Genomic DNA, 18134 nt, shown 5'->3' with positions numbered 1-18134 from the left:
CGGTGCTCCAAAGCCCAGGAACCATTCTTTGTGATCGAGCGATTGAGCGAAGCTTTGCGTGCAGCCAGCCAACAGCAATCCAACCAGCAGGCCTGCGCAATTAGTAAAAATGCAGACGGCGTTATTCATTGGGATGCACCGTACGTTGGTTGTTTTTGGCTGGTCGGTTGATAAAAACAATGTTCATGTCGCTGCTGTTTAGACCTTTGGCAGCGTTCCAGTTAGCGGAAAGGTGGATATAGCGCCTGCGTAACAGTGCTCTTTCTTCAAGCGTCAGTCCCTCGACCGTTGTTTCGCCAAGGGCGTAGGCCTGGAGCTTTTGGTGGATAGGCTCTAATTCTTTGGGTAATCGCAGGGCTGGGGTATCAGGGATAAGTTTGAATGGCACATCATGTCTGACAGCAAGCTCGCGCATGATGCGCAAATACACCAGCGACAGTTCGCCATGCACCGGGCGTTCAATACTGGCAGCCGCAAAAACCTTTTTCTGTGGATCGGTACTGGGCCCACCTCGCTCTCTTGATTTGGGCAATGGACGTTCCCAGAGCGCCACTTGAAGTTCGCTGCCCGGACCATCCAATTCGATGACGCCTTTTTCATACCAGGCGTACATTTCCTTTTCGGCGGCAAGGTAAGCGGCACTGCGGGTGGGTGCCATGCTTTGGCTGATGTTGCTGGTAACGGGTTTGCCCAGCAGGAGTTTTTCCTTGGCTCTTGGCAAGTAGCCGCCGCCGAGGTCCGAGTGCGCGCCGGGTAAGACCAGGTCTATGTCGCCGAGGCTGTTGAGGGCAAAGTTTTCACGAATTTCGTCTCGGGCAACCAAGTGCACCACCTTATTGGCACAGTCATCTGGCAGTCTGAGATTGACGCCGGGGTTTCTGCTGTTGGTGCCCGTGAAGTCGAACAGCCCGGGATTGGCAATCGATGCGACGGTATCGAACAGGCCAATGAAGTTGATGGTGATATCGTTTTTGAGACGCCAGTTAAAGCTCTTGGGTAAGAGCGAGGATCCGACCGATAGTGCTTTCGCCAGAAGGCTGTGCTCGCCCTTGAGTACTTCGTTCGCAAAGTGCCGCGCCGCTGCCGCACCCCGACTGAAGCCGAAAATATCGAATTCGATTTTTTCAATGATCACTCCAGGGTTTTCCTGCTGAAGCATGCCTAGTTGCTCCATGATCTTTTTCGGACTCTGTTCAACGCTTGCAACTACACCCGTTTCGCCCCTGCCGGTCGCTTGTGAGTAGAGTGAGTCTGTTCCATTGTTTCTAGTCCCAATGCCCTCGATATAAACCGCGATTGATGCAGTTTTCGAGTTTTCCGGCAAAGGCTTGTACGAGTGATCAGTGTACAAGTCATACAGCCTCGCGATGTTACTCACATCATTCCCATAACTATTGTCCGGCAAGTTCCCGTTGCCGTCGTACCCATAAGCAGCGCAGTGCTTTTGTATTTCCTCGGCGGCTTCTGCGAGGTTGGCGTCCGGTGCGTAGCAGGCCGCTACGGTTTCGCTGTTGGCTTTGTTGTTGCCAGTGCCATCGAAGAACATGCCAATCCGCAAAGTAATACCTTCCTCTTCGACTTCTTCCTCCTCTTCCTCCAGATCATCTGATGCATTTTCTTCTGATGGCTCAGGCGCGACGGACACCAAGAAGCCCGCCGCAGCCCCCTGCAGTAATGTATGCGCAGCCGTACCCGGCGTTGGAGCACCCCCGACATCAATCGCGCTACTGCTGAAAATACCGTCGGCGTTGAGCACGATGTGTTGATCGCCGACCGTTATGGAAAGGCTCTCTTGCGCGCTAATCACCAGGTGCGTACCTGCCTTGATGTGCACGTGCTCACCGGCTTCGATAACCAGCGTTTCATCAGCTCTTGTGTGGCTCTCGCCTGCGACATGCAGGTAGTCGTTGCCGCTTACCTGGATTTTTCGATCCGACGTGATAGTGAGGTGCTCTTCAGATCCCAGCACTGTAATACGGTCGCCCTTGATGGTGACTCGACTCTCATTGCCCACTTCCAGCCGGCTGTCATTTCCAACCTTCTGCTCCATATCCCGCTGAGCACGCAGGTGGATCAACTCATCGCCAGCGCGATCGTCCATCGACAGTTCGTTGTAGCCACCCGTGCGGGGGGAGCTGTGGCTTCGAAGTACGGTTTTGGTTTTGTTTTCGGGCAATGGGTAGGCCGGCGGCGTGACCTTGTTGATCAGGCAGCCGGTGATCAACGGATTATCGGGATTGCCTTCGAGGTAGGTGACGAGGACTTCCATCCCGATACGCGGAATGATCACCGTGCCGAAGTTGTCCCCCGCCCAGCTGGACGCTACCCGCAGCCAGCAACTGCTGTTTTCGTCATTGCGTTCAGACCGGTCCCAGTGAAATTTGACTTTGACGCGACCGTATTCGTCGCAGTAAATCTCTTCGCCGACAGGTCCGGTGACGCGAGCGGTCTGGCAATTCAGCATGGGCCTTGGTGCAGGCATCGGTGTCCGGTAAAAAACGTCCCAGGGAATTGCGCTGAAGCTGTTGCGGTAGCCTTGGGTAAAGTCGTTCTCAGATTCGGTAGCGCTGGTGGCGAACTCCTGGAGCGCTTGAGGCTGCTTCCCGAAATGGGTCACGCTGAGCAGCAGCCATAGATCATTGTGCGTTTCGTGTGGGTGTTTCGTTAGATTGAAAAAGTGGCCGCTACGCAAAGTTGGCTGATCGCTTTCGCCCTCCGCCAACCGATAATCGACTCGATGCCGTTCCAGTGCCTGCCGGGCCAGTTGTTTGCCGCGCTTTTCGGTCTCGAATGGCAGCGGATAGCGATAGTCTTCGAGGGTGGGGTCGAACTCCGCGATAAAGCGACTTTCCAGCACCGCGTTCGGGCGTTTCAGGTCGTAGTCACGGCGGGTCACGATGCTGGGGCGGGTTTTGAAACCCAAGGAAAACTGGCTGACGACCGGATGCTCCGCCACCATGCCGGTGTCTTGCTGATATGGGGTTTCGCCCAGTTTCGGGAAGAATGTCTGGTCATCGGTAAACACCAGCAAATGGCCTTGCGAAGAGTGCTGGTGATGCCACGTAATGCCGTCCTCGGCACAGAGCCGCTGGACGAACTCCAAATCATTTTCCCGGTATTGAGTGCAGTATTCGCGCGGGGGACTTGTTTTGACGTGGAAGGTGAATGCATCGGTTTGAATGCCGTGCGCTTTGAGGACGTGAGCGATGATTTGCGGCACCGTCTGCCCCTGGAAAATTCGCTGATCCTGGCTGAATTGCAGGTAATACAGCGCCGGCACCAAGTGCACCTGAAAGCGGGTCGGGCGTTTACCAACATCGCCTTCTGACACCCCTTCGATGTATCCGTGGATACCTTCGCCGTTAAGACCGAATTGCAGAAATGCAGGTTGGAGAAGCAGGCTCTCCAGATCGATACCGGGGAATTCACTGATCAGATCGATACTGATTGAGTACAACGCGCCAATGGTTTCAGTGCCTTCAAAAGCCAGCACTTTAAAATCGTTGCGAACGTTGGGGATCGTCAGGGTGAATAGAGGGGCATTGGCGGGTGCGAGCATGCGCTTATCCTTTTGCTTTTTAGCTCGTCCTTAAGCTGAGTGAGAAAAAATCGCGATCCCCAGTCATGCCTGCAGGTCGCCAAAATGCCATGCACACTAACAAGGCATCCAAAGTATTGATGTAGGAGGGATCTTGAAGCCCGGTATGAAATTTCCGCGATATCAAAGTTCCATTTTGGAACTTCGGTGGAATATAAAAAAAGTGCCATCAAAATGATGGCGCTTTTTTCTTGCTGACTGTCGCACGTCATTAATTCATGGATATCGGTAGCATTTCGGAATGCTCCTACATTCATCAATTTGTATTTTTGGCATGATTCACCTCCACCTCAGGGAGCAAGTCGACAATGAATACGGCATCTATTCAGGTGAGAGAATCGGAAAGCTCTATTTCAATGGTTTTCGGCCTGCGAATCACACAATGAACAATTAAACCAGTCTCAGGGATTCCCCTGCTGCATATAGGGATATCTCCTACGAGATTAAAAGACTTCGTCTTGTTGTTTAATCGGATGCTTGCTAGTGGCCATCATTGTGATTACGATGCGCGCACTTGAAAGAGCACGAACCTCAATTGGATGAGAATCATCGCAGCTCTTTGATACTGTCTGCCGCCATTGCAACTCCAATGGCCATATGACTGTAATCCTAATTAAAGGCCATGGATGTCCTACTCAAGCAAACTTTCTGCTCATTACCTTGAACTCGCAAAAGCCTCTGTGTCCAAAGAGAATTTCGCGGGCGAGGACGTTCGCTTTTCGAGCGAATACGAGGCGTTGGAAAGCGAGTTGGGTAAAGCCTCGTCCATGCACGAAAGCGGTCAGATCGACTGGCTGAAAATCCGCGAAAACAGTGAAAATCTGCTGCTCACTCAATCCAAGGATTTGCGTGTCGCAGCGTGGCTGACCTGGGCGTTGTACCAGCGCGAATCCTTCCAGGGGCTGCTGGCCGGCCTCGGTTTGTTGCACCATCTCTGTGAAAATCATTGGGCCGAGGTTCACCCGAACAAGGCTCGTACCCGCGCCGCAGCCATCAGTTGGTTGGTGCCGCGTCTTGAGCAGGTGCTGAACGAAAACGTCGCGATCAAAGAGCAGTTGCCGCTGTTCCGCCGGCTGGTCGAGCACCTGGAAGGCCTTGATGCTGCGTGCACCGAGCATCTGGGCGATGACGCGCCGTTGCTGCTGCCGATTTCCCGTCGCTTGAAAAACATGGTCCAGCGCGCCGCCGACAATCAGCCGGAGCCCGGTGTGGTGGGCGCCGCAGTGGCGCAGGTCAAGCAGGCCGCGACCCAGCTGTTCACTCCCGGCGCGCCGATCGATAACGAAAAAGAAGCCCACAAGGCCCTGCGCGCCCAGCAGGAAACCGCCCGTCCGTTGTGCGCCTGGTGGCTCAAGCAGAAAGCTACCGACCTGCGCGCCCTGCGCCTCAATCGCACGCTGCTGTGGCTGCCCATCGACGCGGTGCCCGAGCGTAACACCGAGCAGATCACCGTTCTGCGCGGGCTGCCGGCGGACAAACTCAAGGCCTATCAGGACCGCTACGACCAAGGGAAATACGCTGATCTGCTGGTAGAGCTGGAGGCGAGCCTGGCGAAGGCACCGTTCTGGTTCGATGGCCAGCGAATGGTCTGGGAATGCCTCCAGGCGTTGAACGCCGAGATGGCGATGCGCGAAGTGGAAATCCACTTCGCGCTTTTGGTTCAGCGTCTGCCCGGCCTCATCGAATTGCGTTTCCATGACGGCGCCCCCTTCGCCGATCCGGCCACCCGCGCCTGGATTGGCGCCCACGTCATGCCGCACCTGCAAAGCGCCAGTGCGCCACGCAAAGTCGAGGTCGCCGATACCCAGCCAGCCTGGGAGCTGGCGCTGGAAGAGGTCTTGCCGATTCTGCGCAAGGATGGCCTCAAGGCCGCCGTGCAGATCCTCAAGCAGGGCTTGCAAAGTGCCCACGGCGGGCGGGTTCGATTCTTCTGGCAGTTCGCCCTCGCGCGGCTGTGCTTCATGGCCAAGAAGTACGAACTGGCCAAGACCCAGCTCGAAACCCTCGACCAAACATTACAGGACTCAGGCCTGCACGCCTGGGAGCCCGATCTTGCGCTGGAAGTGCTGCATTTGCTGCATAGCTGCTGCGAGTTGTTACCGCAGAACCATGCAGTGCGTGAACGCAAGGAAGAGATTTATCGCAGGCTGTGCCACCTCGATCTCGAAGTGGTACTCGAATAGGCCCCAGGGCCACAACCGCAAGGAGAAAAGCCATGGCCAAAGAAGGCTCGGTAGCCCCCAAGGAACGCATCAACGTCACCTTCAAACCCGCCACCGGCGGTGCTCAGGAAGAGATTGAACTGCCGCTGAAACTACTGGCAATCGGTGACTACACCCACCGCAAGGACGAACGAAAAGTCGAAGATCGCAAGCCGATCAGCATCGACAAAATGACCTTCGACGAAGTGCTGGCCAAGCAAGAGCTGAACCTGACGCTGAGCGTGCCGAATCGTCTTCAGGAAGAAGGCGACACTGAAGAACTGGCCGTGAAACTGCGCGTCAACTCGATGAAGGACTTCAACCCGGCCTCGCTGGTCGAGCAAGTGCCCGAGCTGAAAAAACTGATGGAACTGCGCGACGCGCTGGTGGCCCTCAAAGGCCCGCTGGGTAACGCGCCTGCGTTCCGCAAAGCCATCGAAGGCGTGCTCGCCGACGACGAATCTCGCGGTCGTGTACTGGGTGAGCTGGGCCTGAACGCCGCAGCCCAGGATGCTTGAGTCTTTATCAGTCAAGGAAGCCAACACAATGAGCACTAGCGCAGCACAGCAAAAGAGCAACGAGAATGGCGAATACAGCATTCTCGACAGCATCATCGCCGAAACCCGCCTGACACCAGACGACGAAGCCTATGACATCGCCAAGCGCGGTGTGTCGGCGTTCATCGAAGAGCTGCTCAAGCCGCAGAACAACGGTGAACCGGTCAAGAAGGCCATGGTCGACCGCATGATCGCCGAGATCGATGCCAAGCTCAGCCGTCAGATGGATGAAATCCTCCACCACCCGGACTTCCAGTCCCTGGAATCGTCGTGGCGTGGCCTGCAGTTGTTGGTCGACCGCACCAACTTCCGCGAAAACATCAAGATCGAAATCCTCAACGTCTCCAAGGACGACCTGCTGGACGACTTCGAAGATTCGCCGGAAGTGATGCAATCGGGCCTGTACAAGCACATCTACACCGCTGAATACGGTCAGTTCGGTGGTCAGCCGGTGGGCGCGATCATCGCCAACTACTACATGTCTCCAAGCTCGCCGGACGTGAAACTGATGCAGTACGTGTCCAGCGTAGCCTGCATGTCCCACGCGCCGTTCATTGCGGCCGCCGGCCCGAAATTCTTCGGCCTGGAAAGCTTCACCGGCCTGCCGGACTTGAAAGATCTGAAAGATCACTTCGAAGGCCCGCAATTCGCCAAATGGCAGAGCTTCCGCCAGTCGGAAGACTCCCGTTACGTGGGCCTGACCGTGCCGCGTTTCCTGCTGCGTAACCCGTACGACCCGGAAGAAAACCCGGTCAAGTCGTTCGTGTACAAAGAAACCGTCGCCAACAGCCACGAGCACTACCTGTGGGGCAACACGGCCTACGCGTTCGGCACCAAGCTGACCGACAGCTTCGCCAAATTCCGCTGGTGCCCGAACATCATCGGCCCGCAGAGCGGTGGCGCGGTTGAAGACCTGCCGTTGCACCACTTCGAAAGCATGGGCGAAATCGAAACCAAGATTCCGACCGAAGTATTGGTCAGCGACCGTCGTGAATACGAACTGGCCGAGGAAGGCTTCATCTCCCTGACCATGCGCAAAGGCTCTGACAACGCGGCGTTCTTCTCCGCAAGCTCGGTGCAGAAACCGAAGTTCTTTGGCATCAGCGCAGAAGGCAAGGCCGCAGAGCTGAACTACAAACTCGGCACCCAACTGCCGTACATGATGATCGTCAACCGCCTGGCTCATTACTTGAAAGTGCTGCAGCGCGAGCAACTCGGTTCGTGGAAAGAACGTACCGACCTCGAGCTGGAACTCAACAAGTGGATCCGCCAGTACGTGGCCGACCAGGAAAACCCGAGCGCCGAAGTCCGTGGCCGTCGTCCACTGCGTGCCGCCCAGATCATCGTCAGCGATGTCGAAGGCGAGCCGGGCTGGTACCGCGTCAGCCTGAACGTGCGCCCGCACTTCAAATACATGGGTGCCGATTTCACCCTGTCGCTGGTTGGCAAGCTGGACAAAGAGTAAGCGGAGCGACTCATGACTGGATACGGCAGCCTTTTCGAACGCCTGGGTGGCGACGCAGACAAACGCGTCGGCTGGAGCCGCGAGGTCTCCGCCATGGCGTCCGTGGCTGCCCATCTGGCCAAGATGCTCAGCACCCGTGCGGGCAGCGTGCAAACGCTGTCCGATTACGGGCTACCCGATCTCAATGACATGCGCCTGAGCCTGCACGACTCCCTGAGTCAGGCCCGTTTGGCCATCGAAAATTTCATCGAAGCCTACGAGCCACGCCTGAGCAATGTGCGTGTCATCTCCCTGCCGCGTGACAACGATCAGCTTCGCCTGTCCTTCAGCATCGAAGGCCTGCTGGAAGTTGATGGTTTCAAGCGCCAGGTCAGTTTCGCCGCGCGCCTGGATGGCAGCGGTCAAGTGAAGGTCAACTAAGGAGACTCCGATGTCCGGCAAACCCGCAGCACGCGTATCCGACCCCACCGCTTGCCCGCTCCCCGGCCACGGCACCAATCCGATCGCCGCCGGTTCCGGCGACGTGTTCTTCGACGGCCTCGCGGCCGCCCGCCAAGGCGATGCCTCGGCGTGTGGTGGTGCGATGGTTGGCGACCTTGCGACGACTGTTTTGATCAATGGTAAACCGGCGGCGACTGTGGGCTCAGCCGGTACTCATGGCAACAAGGTTACGGCCGGGTCCGGGACGGTGATTATCGGGAATTCGCATTCGCCGGCGCCGTTTGTGCCGCCGTTGCCGGTGGAACTCAGTTGGCCATTTAACGAACATTTCGTAATCAACTGTCAGGACACTGGAAAGCCGCTGTCCGGAATCGAGTACACGCTGAAGACGGCCTCCGGAAAAATTGTGACCGGTGTTACTGGTGCCGATGGCAAGACAAAGATGATCCACTCGGACATTGCCGAGCCCGTTGAGCTGATTATTGAACAGCAAACAAAAGTGGCGATCGCCTGAGAATGCACAATAGCTCCTCACCCTGTAAGTGGCAGGGTAGGCGAGCAAAAATGACAGGGATGTTGACATGGCAAATACAACAGTGACTGCAACACTTTCGCCGGCGAGCAATAAGACCGGGCAGACGGCAACTGTGCGTAAATTTGGAGTTTCGGACATCCCTGGGGCGATGGATAAGATGAACTGGCCAGTAGCTGCCGGATTGATGCGCTATTGGTTTAAAGGCAATCCATGGGCAACTGAAGATGGTGGGATGGATGAACTTACCAAAGATCATAAAAAAGAACCGCTGGATCCGTATGTAGAAAGCTCAATTGTTAAAATGGCTTGGGTCTTAAAATTTAAGCGCGCCAATGAAGTATTCAGTGAGTTAAAGGCAAAATGGAACAGTCCAAATGCATTGGTTAGAATGCGCGAGAATTTCCAGGGTAAGTTTGAAGGCAAGGTCGACGGTGCCTACAAAATAAAATTTACAAGCGCTAGAGAAGCCGAGAAGTTTGGATATACCAATACAATTGCTGTTCAGACGCCAAACGCCAATATTTTTCTGCTGGATGAACTTAGAGGCGCCCTTGCGAACTTCAATATGAGAGTGATTGCTGAGGGCGAAGTTATTCTCGCTTCAAGAAAAATCAGTTTTTTGGTGAATCGTTTAGGGTTCTATATCGATGATAGTTACGATTTTAGCGATGTAGGTAACCGATTCAGTCAGCCTTTAGGGTATTGGAACTATGATGGTGTAGCAGATCCAGTAACAGGAAATGGCTCAAATTTTTTTTCGGCAATAGGGAAGGCAGAAATGGCCAGAACTGCCGCATTGCGTGGCGAAGACGTGCAGGCCATATTCAAGGATATCGACGGCAAACGTTATCACCTGATACAAAATAGTGATTTTTCCGACTACCGAACAAAGCACGGCAAAGGTGGAGATTTTATTGTGTACTCCGACGTACTGTATGAAGGTGTAACGCCTACTCTGATCAAGGTAGTCGAGTAAATGCGTTCGGTAATTACATGTCTGATGTTACTAATGTCCCTGATGGTCGGGGTGTTATCTTTTTATTCGTTTGTCGATAATCTGTCTCAGCGGCGTCCAGATATTATCGAATTGAGTTATTCAAGGCAGTACATCGTGGAGCGTGTACCCTTTCCTTCCTTGTTTTCCGGAGAAGCCCTTTCCTATCTGCGAATTACGGATCAAGACGCGCCTAAGTATACCTATCGAAGCCCGCTATACCCAACGAGGCTTCTGGAAATGCAGGTAAATGAAGCTACGGGGAAGTTAAGTATTCCTAATGTCGAATTTCTGACCTCCGAGAAAAAATTCATTTTTCATGCTCAGCGATGGGAAGACTACAGGATGAATTATTTTGTGAGTAATACACCGTACGTTGTAGAGCCATCGAGTGAGAGTGAAAAATAATGGCCGAGTTAAGTGATTTGTTTTTTAATAAGTACAGGAAATACACCTGCCGAATGGCAGTGTTGCTCGTGACGCTATCTGTGTTGTTGTTTTTTGTTGTCACTACGATGCGAAACTATCCAGCCAGTTCAACAGTAGTCAGTCCTTCCGGTCGGTATATTTTGGAAAACGTAAGGGTTGGGAAGATTTTCACGCTTGGTGGAATGGCTTACTTGAGAGTAATCGATAGGCAACATCCACAAGAGGTTTACCGTACACCTTTGTATGACACTCAATCGCTGGATATGAGGGTGACTGAAGATGACTCCACTGTCGGCATTGCGTGGATATATTTTAATCGAGCCCAAAAAACTTTCGATATCGCCATGCCCCAGTGGGAGTCGCATTGGCTAAATATGTTTATCAGTAATACCCCTTATGTACATCTTGAAAATTGAGCCCCCGCATAAGCCGTTACGCCAGGCCAAGCCAACCTGCAGGCGCCATCCAATGATCCAGTCGGGCATTGAGCGTAATACACAGGGCAGTTTTTCATGAGTTCCACTACCAGGCAGCTAACCCATGTCCTTTAACCACTACTACCAAAGCGAACTCACCGCACTTCGCCAGTTAGGTCGTCGTTTCGCCGAGCGTAGCCCGGCGTTGGCGCCTTTCCTCGGGCAAGCCGGGCGGGATCCGGATGTGGAGCGGTTGCTGGAGGGCTTTGCATTCCTCACCGGTCGCCTGCGCCAGAAGCTCGACGACGAGTTGCCGGAGCTGAGCCACTCGCTGATGCACCTGCTGTGGCCCAACTACATGCGGCCGCTGCCGGCGTTCAGCATCTTGCAGTTCGACCCGTTGAAGCGTTCCGGGCCGGCATTGATGGTCGAGCGTGATACGCCGGTGGAGAGCGTGCCGGTCGATGACGTGCGTTGCCGTTTCCGTACGTGCTACCCGACCGAGGTGTTGCCGCTGGATCTGGCCGCGCTGAATTACTCGGTGAAGGGCGACGGTTCGCTATTGAGCCTGCGCCTGGAGATGAGCGCCGATGGCCATCTCGGCGAACTGGAGCTGAGTCGTCTGCGCCTGCACTTCGCCGGTGAGCGCTATATCAGCCAGATGCTTTACCTGAGCCTGTTGCGCAACCTTGAAGGCATCGAGCTGATTCCGCTGGACGGCGCCGGCAAGCCTGTCAACGGTGTGAGCGGTCAGCCGATGGCGTTCAAGATGCCGGGCGACCGCGTGCAGCCGGTGGGTTTTGCCGAAGAAGAAGCGTTGATCCCCTATCCGCTGAACACCTTCCGCGGCTACCGCTACCTGCAGGAATATTTCGCCTTCCAGGACAAGTTCCTGTTCGTCGATATCAACGGTCTGGACCTGCTCAAGGCATTGCCGGAGGACACGCTCAAGCAAATGCGCGGCCTCGAATTGCGTTTCGACATTCGCAAGAGCGGCATCATGCGCATGCGTCCGACGCTGGACAACGTGAAGCTCTACTGCACGCCGATCGTTAACCTGTTCAAACACGATGCGCTGCCGATTCGCCTCGACGGCAAGCAGGACGAATACCTGCTGCTGCCGGCTGAATACGATCTGGAAAACTGCGGTGTGTTCTCGGTGGAAACCGTGACTGGCTGGAAGCCCGGAGGCCTCGGTTATCAAGCGTACGTGCCGTTCGAATCCTTCGAGCACGACCCGAGTTTCGATGTGCCCACCAGCCGTCCGCATTACAGCATTCGCCAGCGTTCGTCCTTGTTGCACGGCGGCCTCGACACCTACCTGAGCTTCGGCATCCGTCACACCGAAGCCCACGAAACCCTGTCGATCGAGCTGATGTGCACCAACCAGAACCTGCCGCGCAAGCTCAAGCTCGGTGACATCTGCAAGGCCTGCGAAGAAACCCCGGAGTTTTTGAGCTTTCGCAACATCACGCCGGCCACTTCGAGCTTCGCGCCACCGCTGAACCGCGACTTCCTCTGGAAGCTGATCAGCAACATGTCGCTCAACTATCTGTCGCTGGCCGACGTCAATGCGCTGAAGGTGATTCTCGAAACCTACGACCTGCCGCGCTACTACGACCAACACGCAGAAAAAGTCAGCAAGCGCCTGCTGGGCGGGCTCAAGTCGATCAAGCACCAGCACGTCGACAGATTGCACCGAGGATTGCCGGTTCGCGGATTGCGCACCGAGCTGACCATCGACCCGGAAGGGTATATCGGCGAGGGCGACCTGTTCGTGTTTGCTTCGGTTCTTAACGAGTTTTTCGCGCTTTACGCCAGCCTCAATTCGTATCACGAGTTGCGGGTAAAAAGCACACAGGGAGAGGTGTACCAATGGACACCACGTATGGGTCTGCAACCCCTGCTTTAAGCGGGTTGACCCGGGTTATACGCGAGTACTCGCTGTTTCAGGCCGTGCTGCTGGTGATTGACCGGCTGCGCGAGGCGCACCCCTGCCTGAGCGAAGACGACCTGTACGACCAGCTGGAATTCCAGGCCAACCCGAGCCTGGGTTTCCCTGGCAGCGACGTCGATCGCGTGGAGTTTTTCGAAGAGCACGGGCAGATGCGCGCGCGCCTGCGTTTCAACCTGATCGGCCTGGTCGGTTCCGGTTCGCCGTTGCCGGCGTTCTACGGCGAACAGGCCCTGGGCGACAGCGAAGACGGCAACCCGACCCGCAATTTCCTCGACCTGTTCCACCATCGCCTGCAACGGCTGATGCTGCCGATCTGGCGCAAGTACCGCTACCGCGCCAGCTTCCAGAGCGGCGCGCTCGATCCGTTTTCGGCGCAGCTGTTTGCGTTGATCGGCCTCGGTGGCGAAGAGATCCGCAAGGCCCAGGAACTGAACTGGAAACGCCTGCTGCCATACCTCGGCCTGCTCAGCTTGCGAGCGCACTCGGCGGCGCTGATCGAAGCGGTGCTGCGCTATTACTTCAAGCACGCCGAACTGACCATCGAGCAGTGCATCGAGCGCCGCGTCGAGATCCTCGACGAGCAGCGCAATCGCCTGGGCCGCGCCAATAGCATGCTCGGCGAAGACCTGGTGCTGGGCGAGCACGTGCGCGATCGCAGCGGCAAATTCCGCATTCACATCCGCGAGCTCGACTGGCAACGCTTTCACGAATTCCTGCCGATCGGTTTCGGCTACCAGCCGCTGTGTGCGCTGGTGCGGTTCACCCTGCGTGACCCGCTCGATTACGACATTCGCCTGGTGCTGCGCCAGGAAGAAATCCGCGAACTGCGCATCGGTGAGCAGAACGCCTGTCGCCTGGGGTGGACCAGTTGGCTGGGCCGCGAAAAAGCGGATGGCGTGGTGACCCTGGGCAGCAAAATTCATTAAGGACAGATGACACATGATCAACGTAGACCTGCAACAACTGATCCAGGCGCTGGACGCCGAAACCCGTCGTGACCTGGAAAGTTCTGCCGAACGCTGCGTCGCCCGTGGCGGCAGCAAGATCCTCGTCGAAGACTTGCTGCTGGGCTTGCTGGAACGCCCGCAAGGCCTGCTCGCCCGCGCGTTGCAGGATGCCGAAGTGGACGCCGGCGAGCTGAGCGCCGCGCTGCAATCACGGGTCGAGCACAGCGCCTCGCGCAACCCGGTGTTCGCCCCGGAACTGGTGCAGTGGCTGCAAGACGCCTTGCTGGTGGCCAACCTCGAACTGGGCCAGAGCCAGGTCGAGCAAGCCGCGTTGATCCTCGCGTTGTTGCGCAACCCGATGCGCTATGCGGGCAGCCGTTACCAGTCGTTGCTGGCCAAGCTGAACATCGAGCGCCTGAAAGAATTCGCCCTGTCGCAGAAAGAGCAACCGGCTACCGGTAAGCCCGCTGTGCCCGGCGAATCGCTGCTGCAGCGCTTCACCCACAACCTGACCCAACAAGCCCGCGACGGCAAACTCGACCCGGTGTTGTGCCGCGATGGCGCGATTCGACAGATGGTCGACATCCTCGCCCGTCGGCGCAAGAACAACCCGATCGTGGTCGGTGAAGCCGGCGTTGGCAAAACCGCGATCGTCGAAGGCCTGGCCTCGCGCATTGCGGCCGGTGAAGTGCCGCAAGTCTTGAAAGGCGTCGAGTTGCTGTCGCTGGACATGGGTCTGTTGCAGGCCGGTGCCAGCGTCAAAGGTGAATTCGAACGTCGCCTCAAAGGCGTGATCGACGAAGTCAAAGCTTCGCCGAAACCGATCATCCTGTTCATCGACGAAGCCCACACCCTGATCGGCGCGGGCGGCAATGCCGGCGGCTCCGACGCGGCGAACCTGTTGAAACCGGCCTTGGCCCGTGGCGAGTTGCGCACCATCGCCGCCACCACCTGGGCGGAGTACAAAAAATACTTCGAGAAAGACCCGGCCCTGGCCCGTCGCTTCCAGCCGGTGCAACTGCACGAACCGACCGTCAGCGAAGCGGTGACCATCCTGCGTGGCCTGGCCCAGGTTTATGAGAAGAGCCACGGCATCTACCTGCGCGATGACGCGGTGGTTGCAGCGGCCGAGTTGTCGGCCCGTTACCTGGCGGGTCGTCAGTTGCCAGACAAAGCTGTCGACGTGCTCGACACTGCGTGCGCCCGCGTGCGTATCAGCCTCGCCGCGGCTCCGGAAAGCCTGGAACGCCTGCGTGGCGAACTGGCCGAAGGTGGCCGTCAGCGTCAGGCCCTGCGCCGTGACGCTGAAGCTGGTTTGCTGATCGATCACGAAGCGCTGGACGCTCTGGAAGATCGCCTGGCCGATGCTGAAGATGAAAAGGTCGCTCTGGAAACGCTGTGGACCGAGCAGAAAGAGCTGGCCGAGCGCCTGCTGGAGCTGCGTCAGCAACTGGCCAAGGCCCGCGAGGCCGCCGCTGTCGAACCGACCATCACGGTTGAAGACGACGCTGAAGGCACCGTGATTGATACCGTTGAAGCGACCGTGGACGAAGCGCAAAGCGTCGAGTCGCTGGAAGCCGCACTCAATGAAACCCACCGCGCCCTGACCGATGCCCAGGTCAAAGAGCGTCTGGTGAGTTTCGAAGTCTGCCCGCGCCTGGTGGCCGAAGTGATCAGTGCCTGGACCGGCGTGCCGTTGGCGCAACTGGCCCGTGAACACAACGCCAAAGTTGCGAGTTTCGCCACCGACCTGCGCACGCGCATTCGTGGTCAGGAGCAAGCGGTTCATGCCCTCGACCGTTCGATGCGCGCCACCGCCGCAGGCCTGAACAAGCCTGATGCACCGGTTGGCGTGTTCCTGCTGGTCGGCCCGAGCGGCGTTGGTAAAACCGAAACCGCACTGGCCCTCGCTGATTTGCTGTACGGCGGCGACCGCTTCATCACCACCATCAACATGTCCGAGTTCCAGGAGAAGCACACCGTCTCGCGCCTGATCGGTGCGCCGCCAGGCTACGTCGGTTACGGCGAGGGCGGCATGCTCACCGAAGCCGTGCGGCAGAAACCGTATTCGGTGGTGTTGCTCGATGAAGTCGAGAAAGCCGACCCGGACGTGCTCAACCTGTTCTACCAAATCTTCGACAAAGGCGTGGCCAACGATGGGGAAGGGCGCGAGATCGACTTCCGCAACACGCTGATCCTGATGACCTCGAACCTGGGCAGCGACCGCATCAGCCAACTCTGCGAAAACGGTGCGCGGCCCACCGCCGAAGTCCTGGAAGAAACCATTCGCCCGGTGCTCAGCAAGCACTTCAAACCGGCGCTGCTGGCACGGATGCGCGTGGTGCCTTACTACCCGGTCGGTGGCCCGGTGCTGCGCGAGCTGATCGAAATCAAACTGGGTCGTTTGGGCGAGCGCCTGAACCGTCGTCAGCTCGACTTCACTTACTCCCAGGACCTCGTCGATCACCTGGCCGAGCGCTGCACCCAAAGCGATAGCGGCGCACGCCTGATCGACCACTTGCTGGATCTGCACGTGCTGCCGCTGGTGGCCGACCGTTTGCTCGATGCGATGGCCACCGGCGAAAGCCTCAAGCGTGTTCACGCAACGCTCGACGGTAACGCCAGCGTGATGTGCGAGTTCGCCTGAGGTGGGTGTGATGTTCACTCAAGTGCCGCAACCGCTGATCTATGCCGAAGCCTTGCTGGCGCAGTTCGCCAGCCTGTCGCGGGCGGCGGACGGTGCTGCGCTGCTGGGTGACTTCGTGCGCGGTTTGGCCGAGCTCAGCGGTTGCGAGCTGACGCAGCTGTACCTGCTGGATGCGACCCATACCTGCCTGGGGATGAACGCCGAGTGCCTGAACGGCATCTTGCAACCTCGGGAAGCGGCGAGCCTGCCGGCGGATTACAACGGTGAACAACTGCTGCAATTCGCTCTGTGCCAGAACCGCGTGGTGTGCCTCAGCGAGCTGAGCGGCAGCCTGCACGAAACCAGTTTCCTGCCGCTGCAAGCCACGCCCTGGCAGTCGCTGTTGTGCGTGCCGTTGGTCAATCAGCAAAAAGCTGTCGAAGGCTTGCTGCTGTGTGCCAGTCATCGGCATATCAACCTGCAAGGCTTTGCCGATTCCCTTGGTCAATTGGGCTCGTTCGTCCTCGGCCAGTTGCACTTGCTGCAACGTTTGCGGCAACCGAGCGGCAATGCAGTACCTGCACCGGTCAATGTTCCAAGCGCCAGCGGTTATGGCCTGATCGGCAAAAGCGCAGCGATGCGTCAGACCTATTCGCTGATCAGCAAAGTTTTGCACAGCCCGTACACCGTGCTGCTGCGTGGCGAGACCGGCACCGGCAAGGAAGTGGTGGCGCGGGCGATTCACGATTGCGGCCCGCGACGTTCTCAGGCGTTCATCGTGCAGAACTGCGCGGCGTTCCCCGAGAATCTGCTGGAAAGCGAGCTGTTCGGCTACCGCAAAGGCGCTTTCACCGGTGCCGACCGCGACCGTGCCGGGCTGTTCGATGCGGCCAATGGCGGCACTTTGTTGCTCGATGAAATCGGCGATATGCCGTTGTCCCTGCAAGCCAAGCTGTTGCGCGTGTTGCAGGAAGGCGAGATCCGCCCATTGGGTTCCAACGACACCCACAAGATCGACGTGCGCATCATCGCCGCCACACACCGGGATTTGGCGGTGCTGGTCAGTGAAGGCAAATTCCGCGAGGACTTGTACTACCGCCTGGCGCAATTCCCGATCGAGTTGCCGGCCTTGCGTCAGCGCGAAGGCGACATCCTCGACCTGGCCCGACATTTCGCCGACAAGGCCTGTGCGTTTCTGCAACGCGATGCGGTGCGATGGTCCGACGCGGCGCTGGATCATTTGTCCGGTTATGCCTTCCCCGGCAACGTTCGCGAACTCAAGGGTTTGGTCGAACGCGCGGTCTTGCTGTGCGAAGGCGGTGAGTTGCTGGCCGAGCATTTTTCCCTGCGCATGGAAGCCATGCCGGAGGACAGCAGCGGCCTGAATCTGCGCGAACGCCTGGAACAGGTCGAACGCAGTCTGCTCCTTGATTGCCTGCGCAAGAACGACGGCAACCAGACCCTCGCCGCCCGCGAACTCGGACTGCCCCGGCGCACGCTGCTGTACCGCCTCGGGCGCCTGAATATCAATTTGGGTGACTTCGATGGCTGACCATAACTTTTGCCACCCAAACACTGTGGTTGGAATGCCTGTTGTGGCCAGCGCAATTCCTGTGGCGAGGGGGCTTGCCCCCGTTCGGCTGCGCAGCAGTCGTAGTCCGTTAAGTGCGGTTTGCCTGAATAAACAGGATGGCTGGTTTTGGGGCCGCTTCGCGACCCAACGGGGGCAAGCCCCCTCGCCACAGATCACCTCATTCGCTTCTAACAGCGCTGCCCGAACGGGTCGGCGCTTTGTGCTTTGTCTACCCCTGGAGACCCTCTGATGCCTGTTCGTCACTGGCAAGCCGTCCTGCTGACCCTCGTCGTTCTATGCGGCCTCGGCGGCTGTAGCGGCAATTACAAATACAACGACAACACCTATCGCCCATTGGGTGATCCGCAGGCGGTCAATCGCGGCAAGTGACCGCA

The 18134-nt window shown here is 57.4% G+C and carries 14 protein-coding genes; 13 read left to right on the top strand and 1 reads right to left on the bottom strand.

The features are described from left to right. Window positions 1-121 precede the first annotated feature (121 nt). Window positions 122-3559: a type VI secretion system tip protein TssI/VgrG gene (gene tssI / locus BZL43_RS18630; RefSeq protein WP_095633653.1), complete on the bottom strand. Its 3438-nt coding sequence runs from the start codon at window positions 3557-3559 to the stop codon at window positions 122-124. Between the two features lie 665 nt (window positions 3560-4224). On the opposite strand from tssI, the gene tssA reads away from it, so the two are divergent. From tssA to BZL43_RS18565, 13 genes are all read left to right on the top strand, one after another. Continuing rightward, window positions 4225-5781: a type VI secretion system protein TssA gene (gene tssA / locus BZL43_RS18625; RefSeq protein WP_095633652.1), complete on the top strand. Its 1557-nt coding sequence runs from the start codon at window positions 4225-4227 to the stop codon at window positions 5779-5781. A 32-nt stretch (window positions 5782-5813) separates the two neighbouring features. Then, on the top strand, window positions 5814-6317 hold the full coding sequence (tssB, locus tag BZL43_RS18620) for a type VI secretion system contractile sheath small subunit (RefSeq protein WP_095633651.1): 504 nt from the start codon (window positions 5814-5816) through the stop codon (window positions 6315-6317). A gap of 28 nt (window positions 6318-6345) precedes the next feature. Beyond that, entirely contained in the window at window positions 6346-7821 is a 1476-nt protein-coding gene (tssC, locus tag BZL43_RS18615; RefSeq protein WP_019580436.1) for a type VI secretion system contractile sheath large subunit, read from the top strand. 12 nt (window positions 7822-7833) lie between these two features. Next, window positions 7834-8241, top strand: a complete 408-nt coding sequence (gene tssE / locus BZL43_RS18610) for a type VI secretion system baseplate subunit TssE (protein WP_007894554.1) — start codon at window positions 7834-7836, stop codon at window positions 8239-8241. A gap of 10 nt (window positions 8242-8251) precedes the next feature. Further along, window positions 8252-8776 (top strand): PAAR domain-containing protein, encoded by a 525-nt coding sequence (locus BZL43_RS18605; protein WP_095633650.1) that lies wholly within the window; start codon window positions 8252-8254, stop codon window positions 8774-8776. 67 nt (window positions 8777-8843) lie between these two features. After that, window positions 8844-9773: a DUF6402 family protein gene (locus BZL43_RS18600; RefSeq protein WP_095633649.1), complete on the top strand. Its 930-nt coding sequence runs from the start codon at window positions 8844-8846 to the stop codon at window positions 9771-9773. A gap of 33 nt (window positions 9774-9806) precedes the next feature. Beyond that, the gene (locus tag BZL43_RS18595; RefSeq protein ID WP_143517878.1) at window positions 9807-10199 is read left to right on the top strand and encodes a hypothetical protein; all 393 of its coding nucleotides are present in this window, start codon (window positions 9807-9809) and stop codon (window positions 10197-10199) included. Beyond that, the gene (locus BZL43_RS18590; protein ID WP_095633647.1) at window positions 10199-10636 is read left to right on the top strand and encodes a hypothetical protein; all 438 of its coding nucleotides are present in this window, start codon (window positions 10199-10201) and stop codon (window positions 10634-10636) included. Before BZL43_RS18595 ends, BZL43_RS18590 begins: the two co-directional genes overlap by 1 nt. 124 nt (window positions 10637-10760) lie before the next feature. Beyond that, window positions 10761-12548 (top strand): type VI secretion system baseplate subunit TssF, encoded by a 1788-nt coding sequence (gene tssF / locus BZL43_RS18585; RefSeq protein WP_095633646.1) that lies wholly within the window; start codon window positions 10761-10763, stop codon window positions 12546-12548. Then, on the top strand, window positions 12512-13519 hold the full coding sequence (gene tssG / locus BZL43_RS18580; protein ID WP_095633645.1) for a type VI secretion system baseplate subunit TssG: 1008 nt from the start codon (window positions 12512-12514) through the stop codon (window positions 13517-13519). Before tssF ends, tssG begins: the two co-directional genes overlap by 37 nt. Before the next feature lie 13 nt (window positions 13520-13532). Then, a complete protein-coding gene (tssH, locus tag BZL43_RS18575; RefSeq protein ID WP_095633644.1) occupies window positions 13533-16187 on the top strand; it encodes a type VI secretion system ATPase TssH in 2655 nt (884 codons plus the stop codon). Window positions 16188-16197: 10 nt separating this feature from the next. Beyond that, on the top strand, window positions 16198-17718 hold the full coding sequence (locus tag BZL43_RS18570; protein ID WP_095633643.1) for a sigma-54-dependent Fis family transcriptional regulator: 1521 nt from the start codon (window positions 16198-16200) through the stop codon (window positions 17716-17718). Between the two features lie 270 nt (window positions 17719-17988). Further along, on the top strand, window positions 17989-18129 hold the full coding sequence (locus BZL43_RS18565) for a hypothetical protein (RefSeq protein ID WP_007894589.1): 141 nt from the start codon (window positions 17989-17991) through the stop codon (window positions 18127-18129). Window positions 18130-18134: the final 5 nt, after the last annotated feature.

Source organism: Pseudomonas sp. PICF141, from assembly GCF_002286815.1.
In the GTDB taxonomy this organism is placed as follows: Bacteria; Pseudomonadota; Gammaproteobacteria; order Pseudomonadales; family Pseudomonadaceae; genus Aquipseudomonas.
Note: the sequence above shows the minus strand (reverse complement) of the source record. Positions and strands in the feature narration are given on the sequence as shown.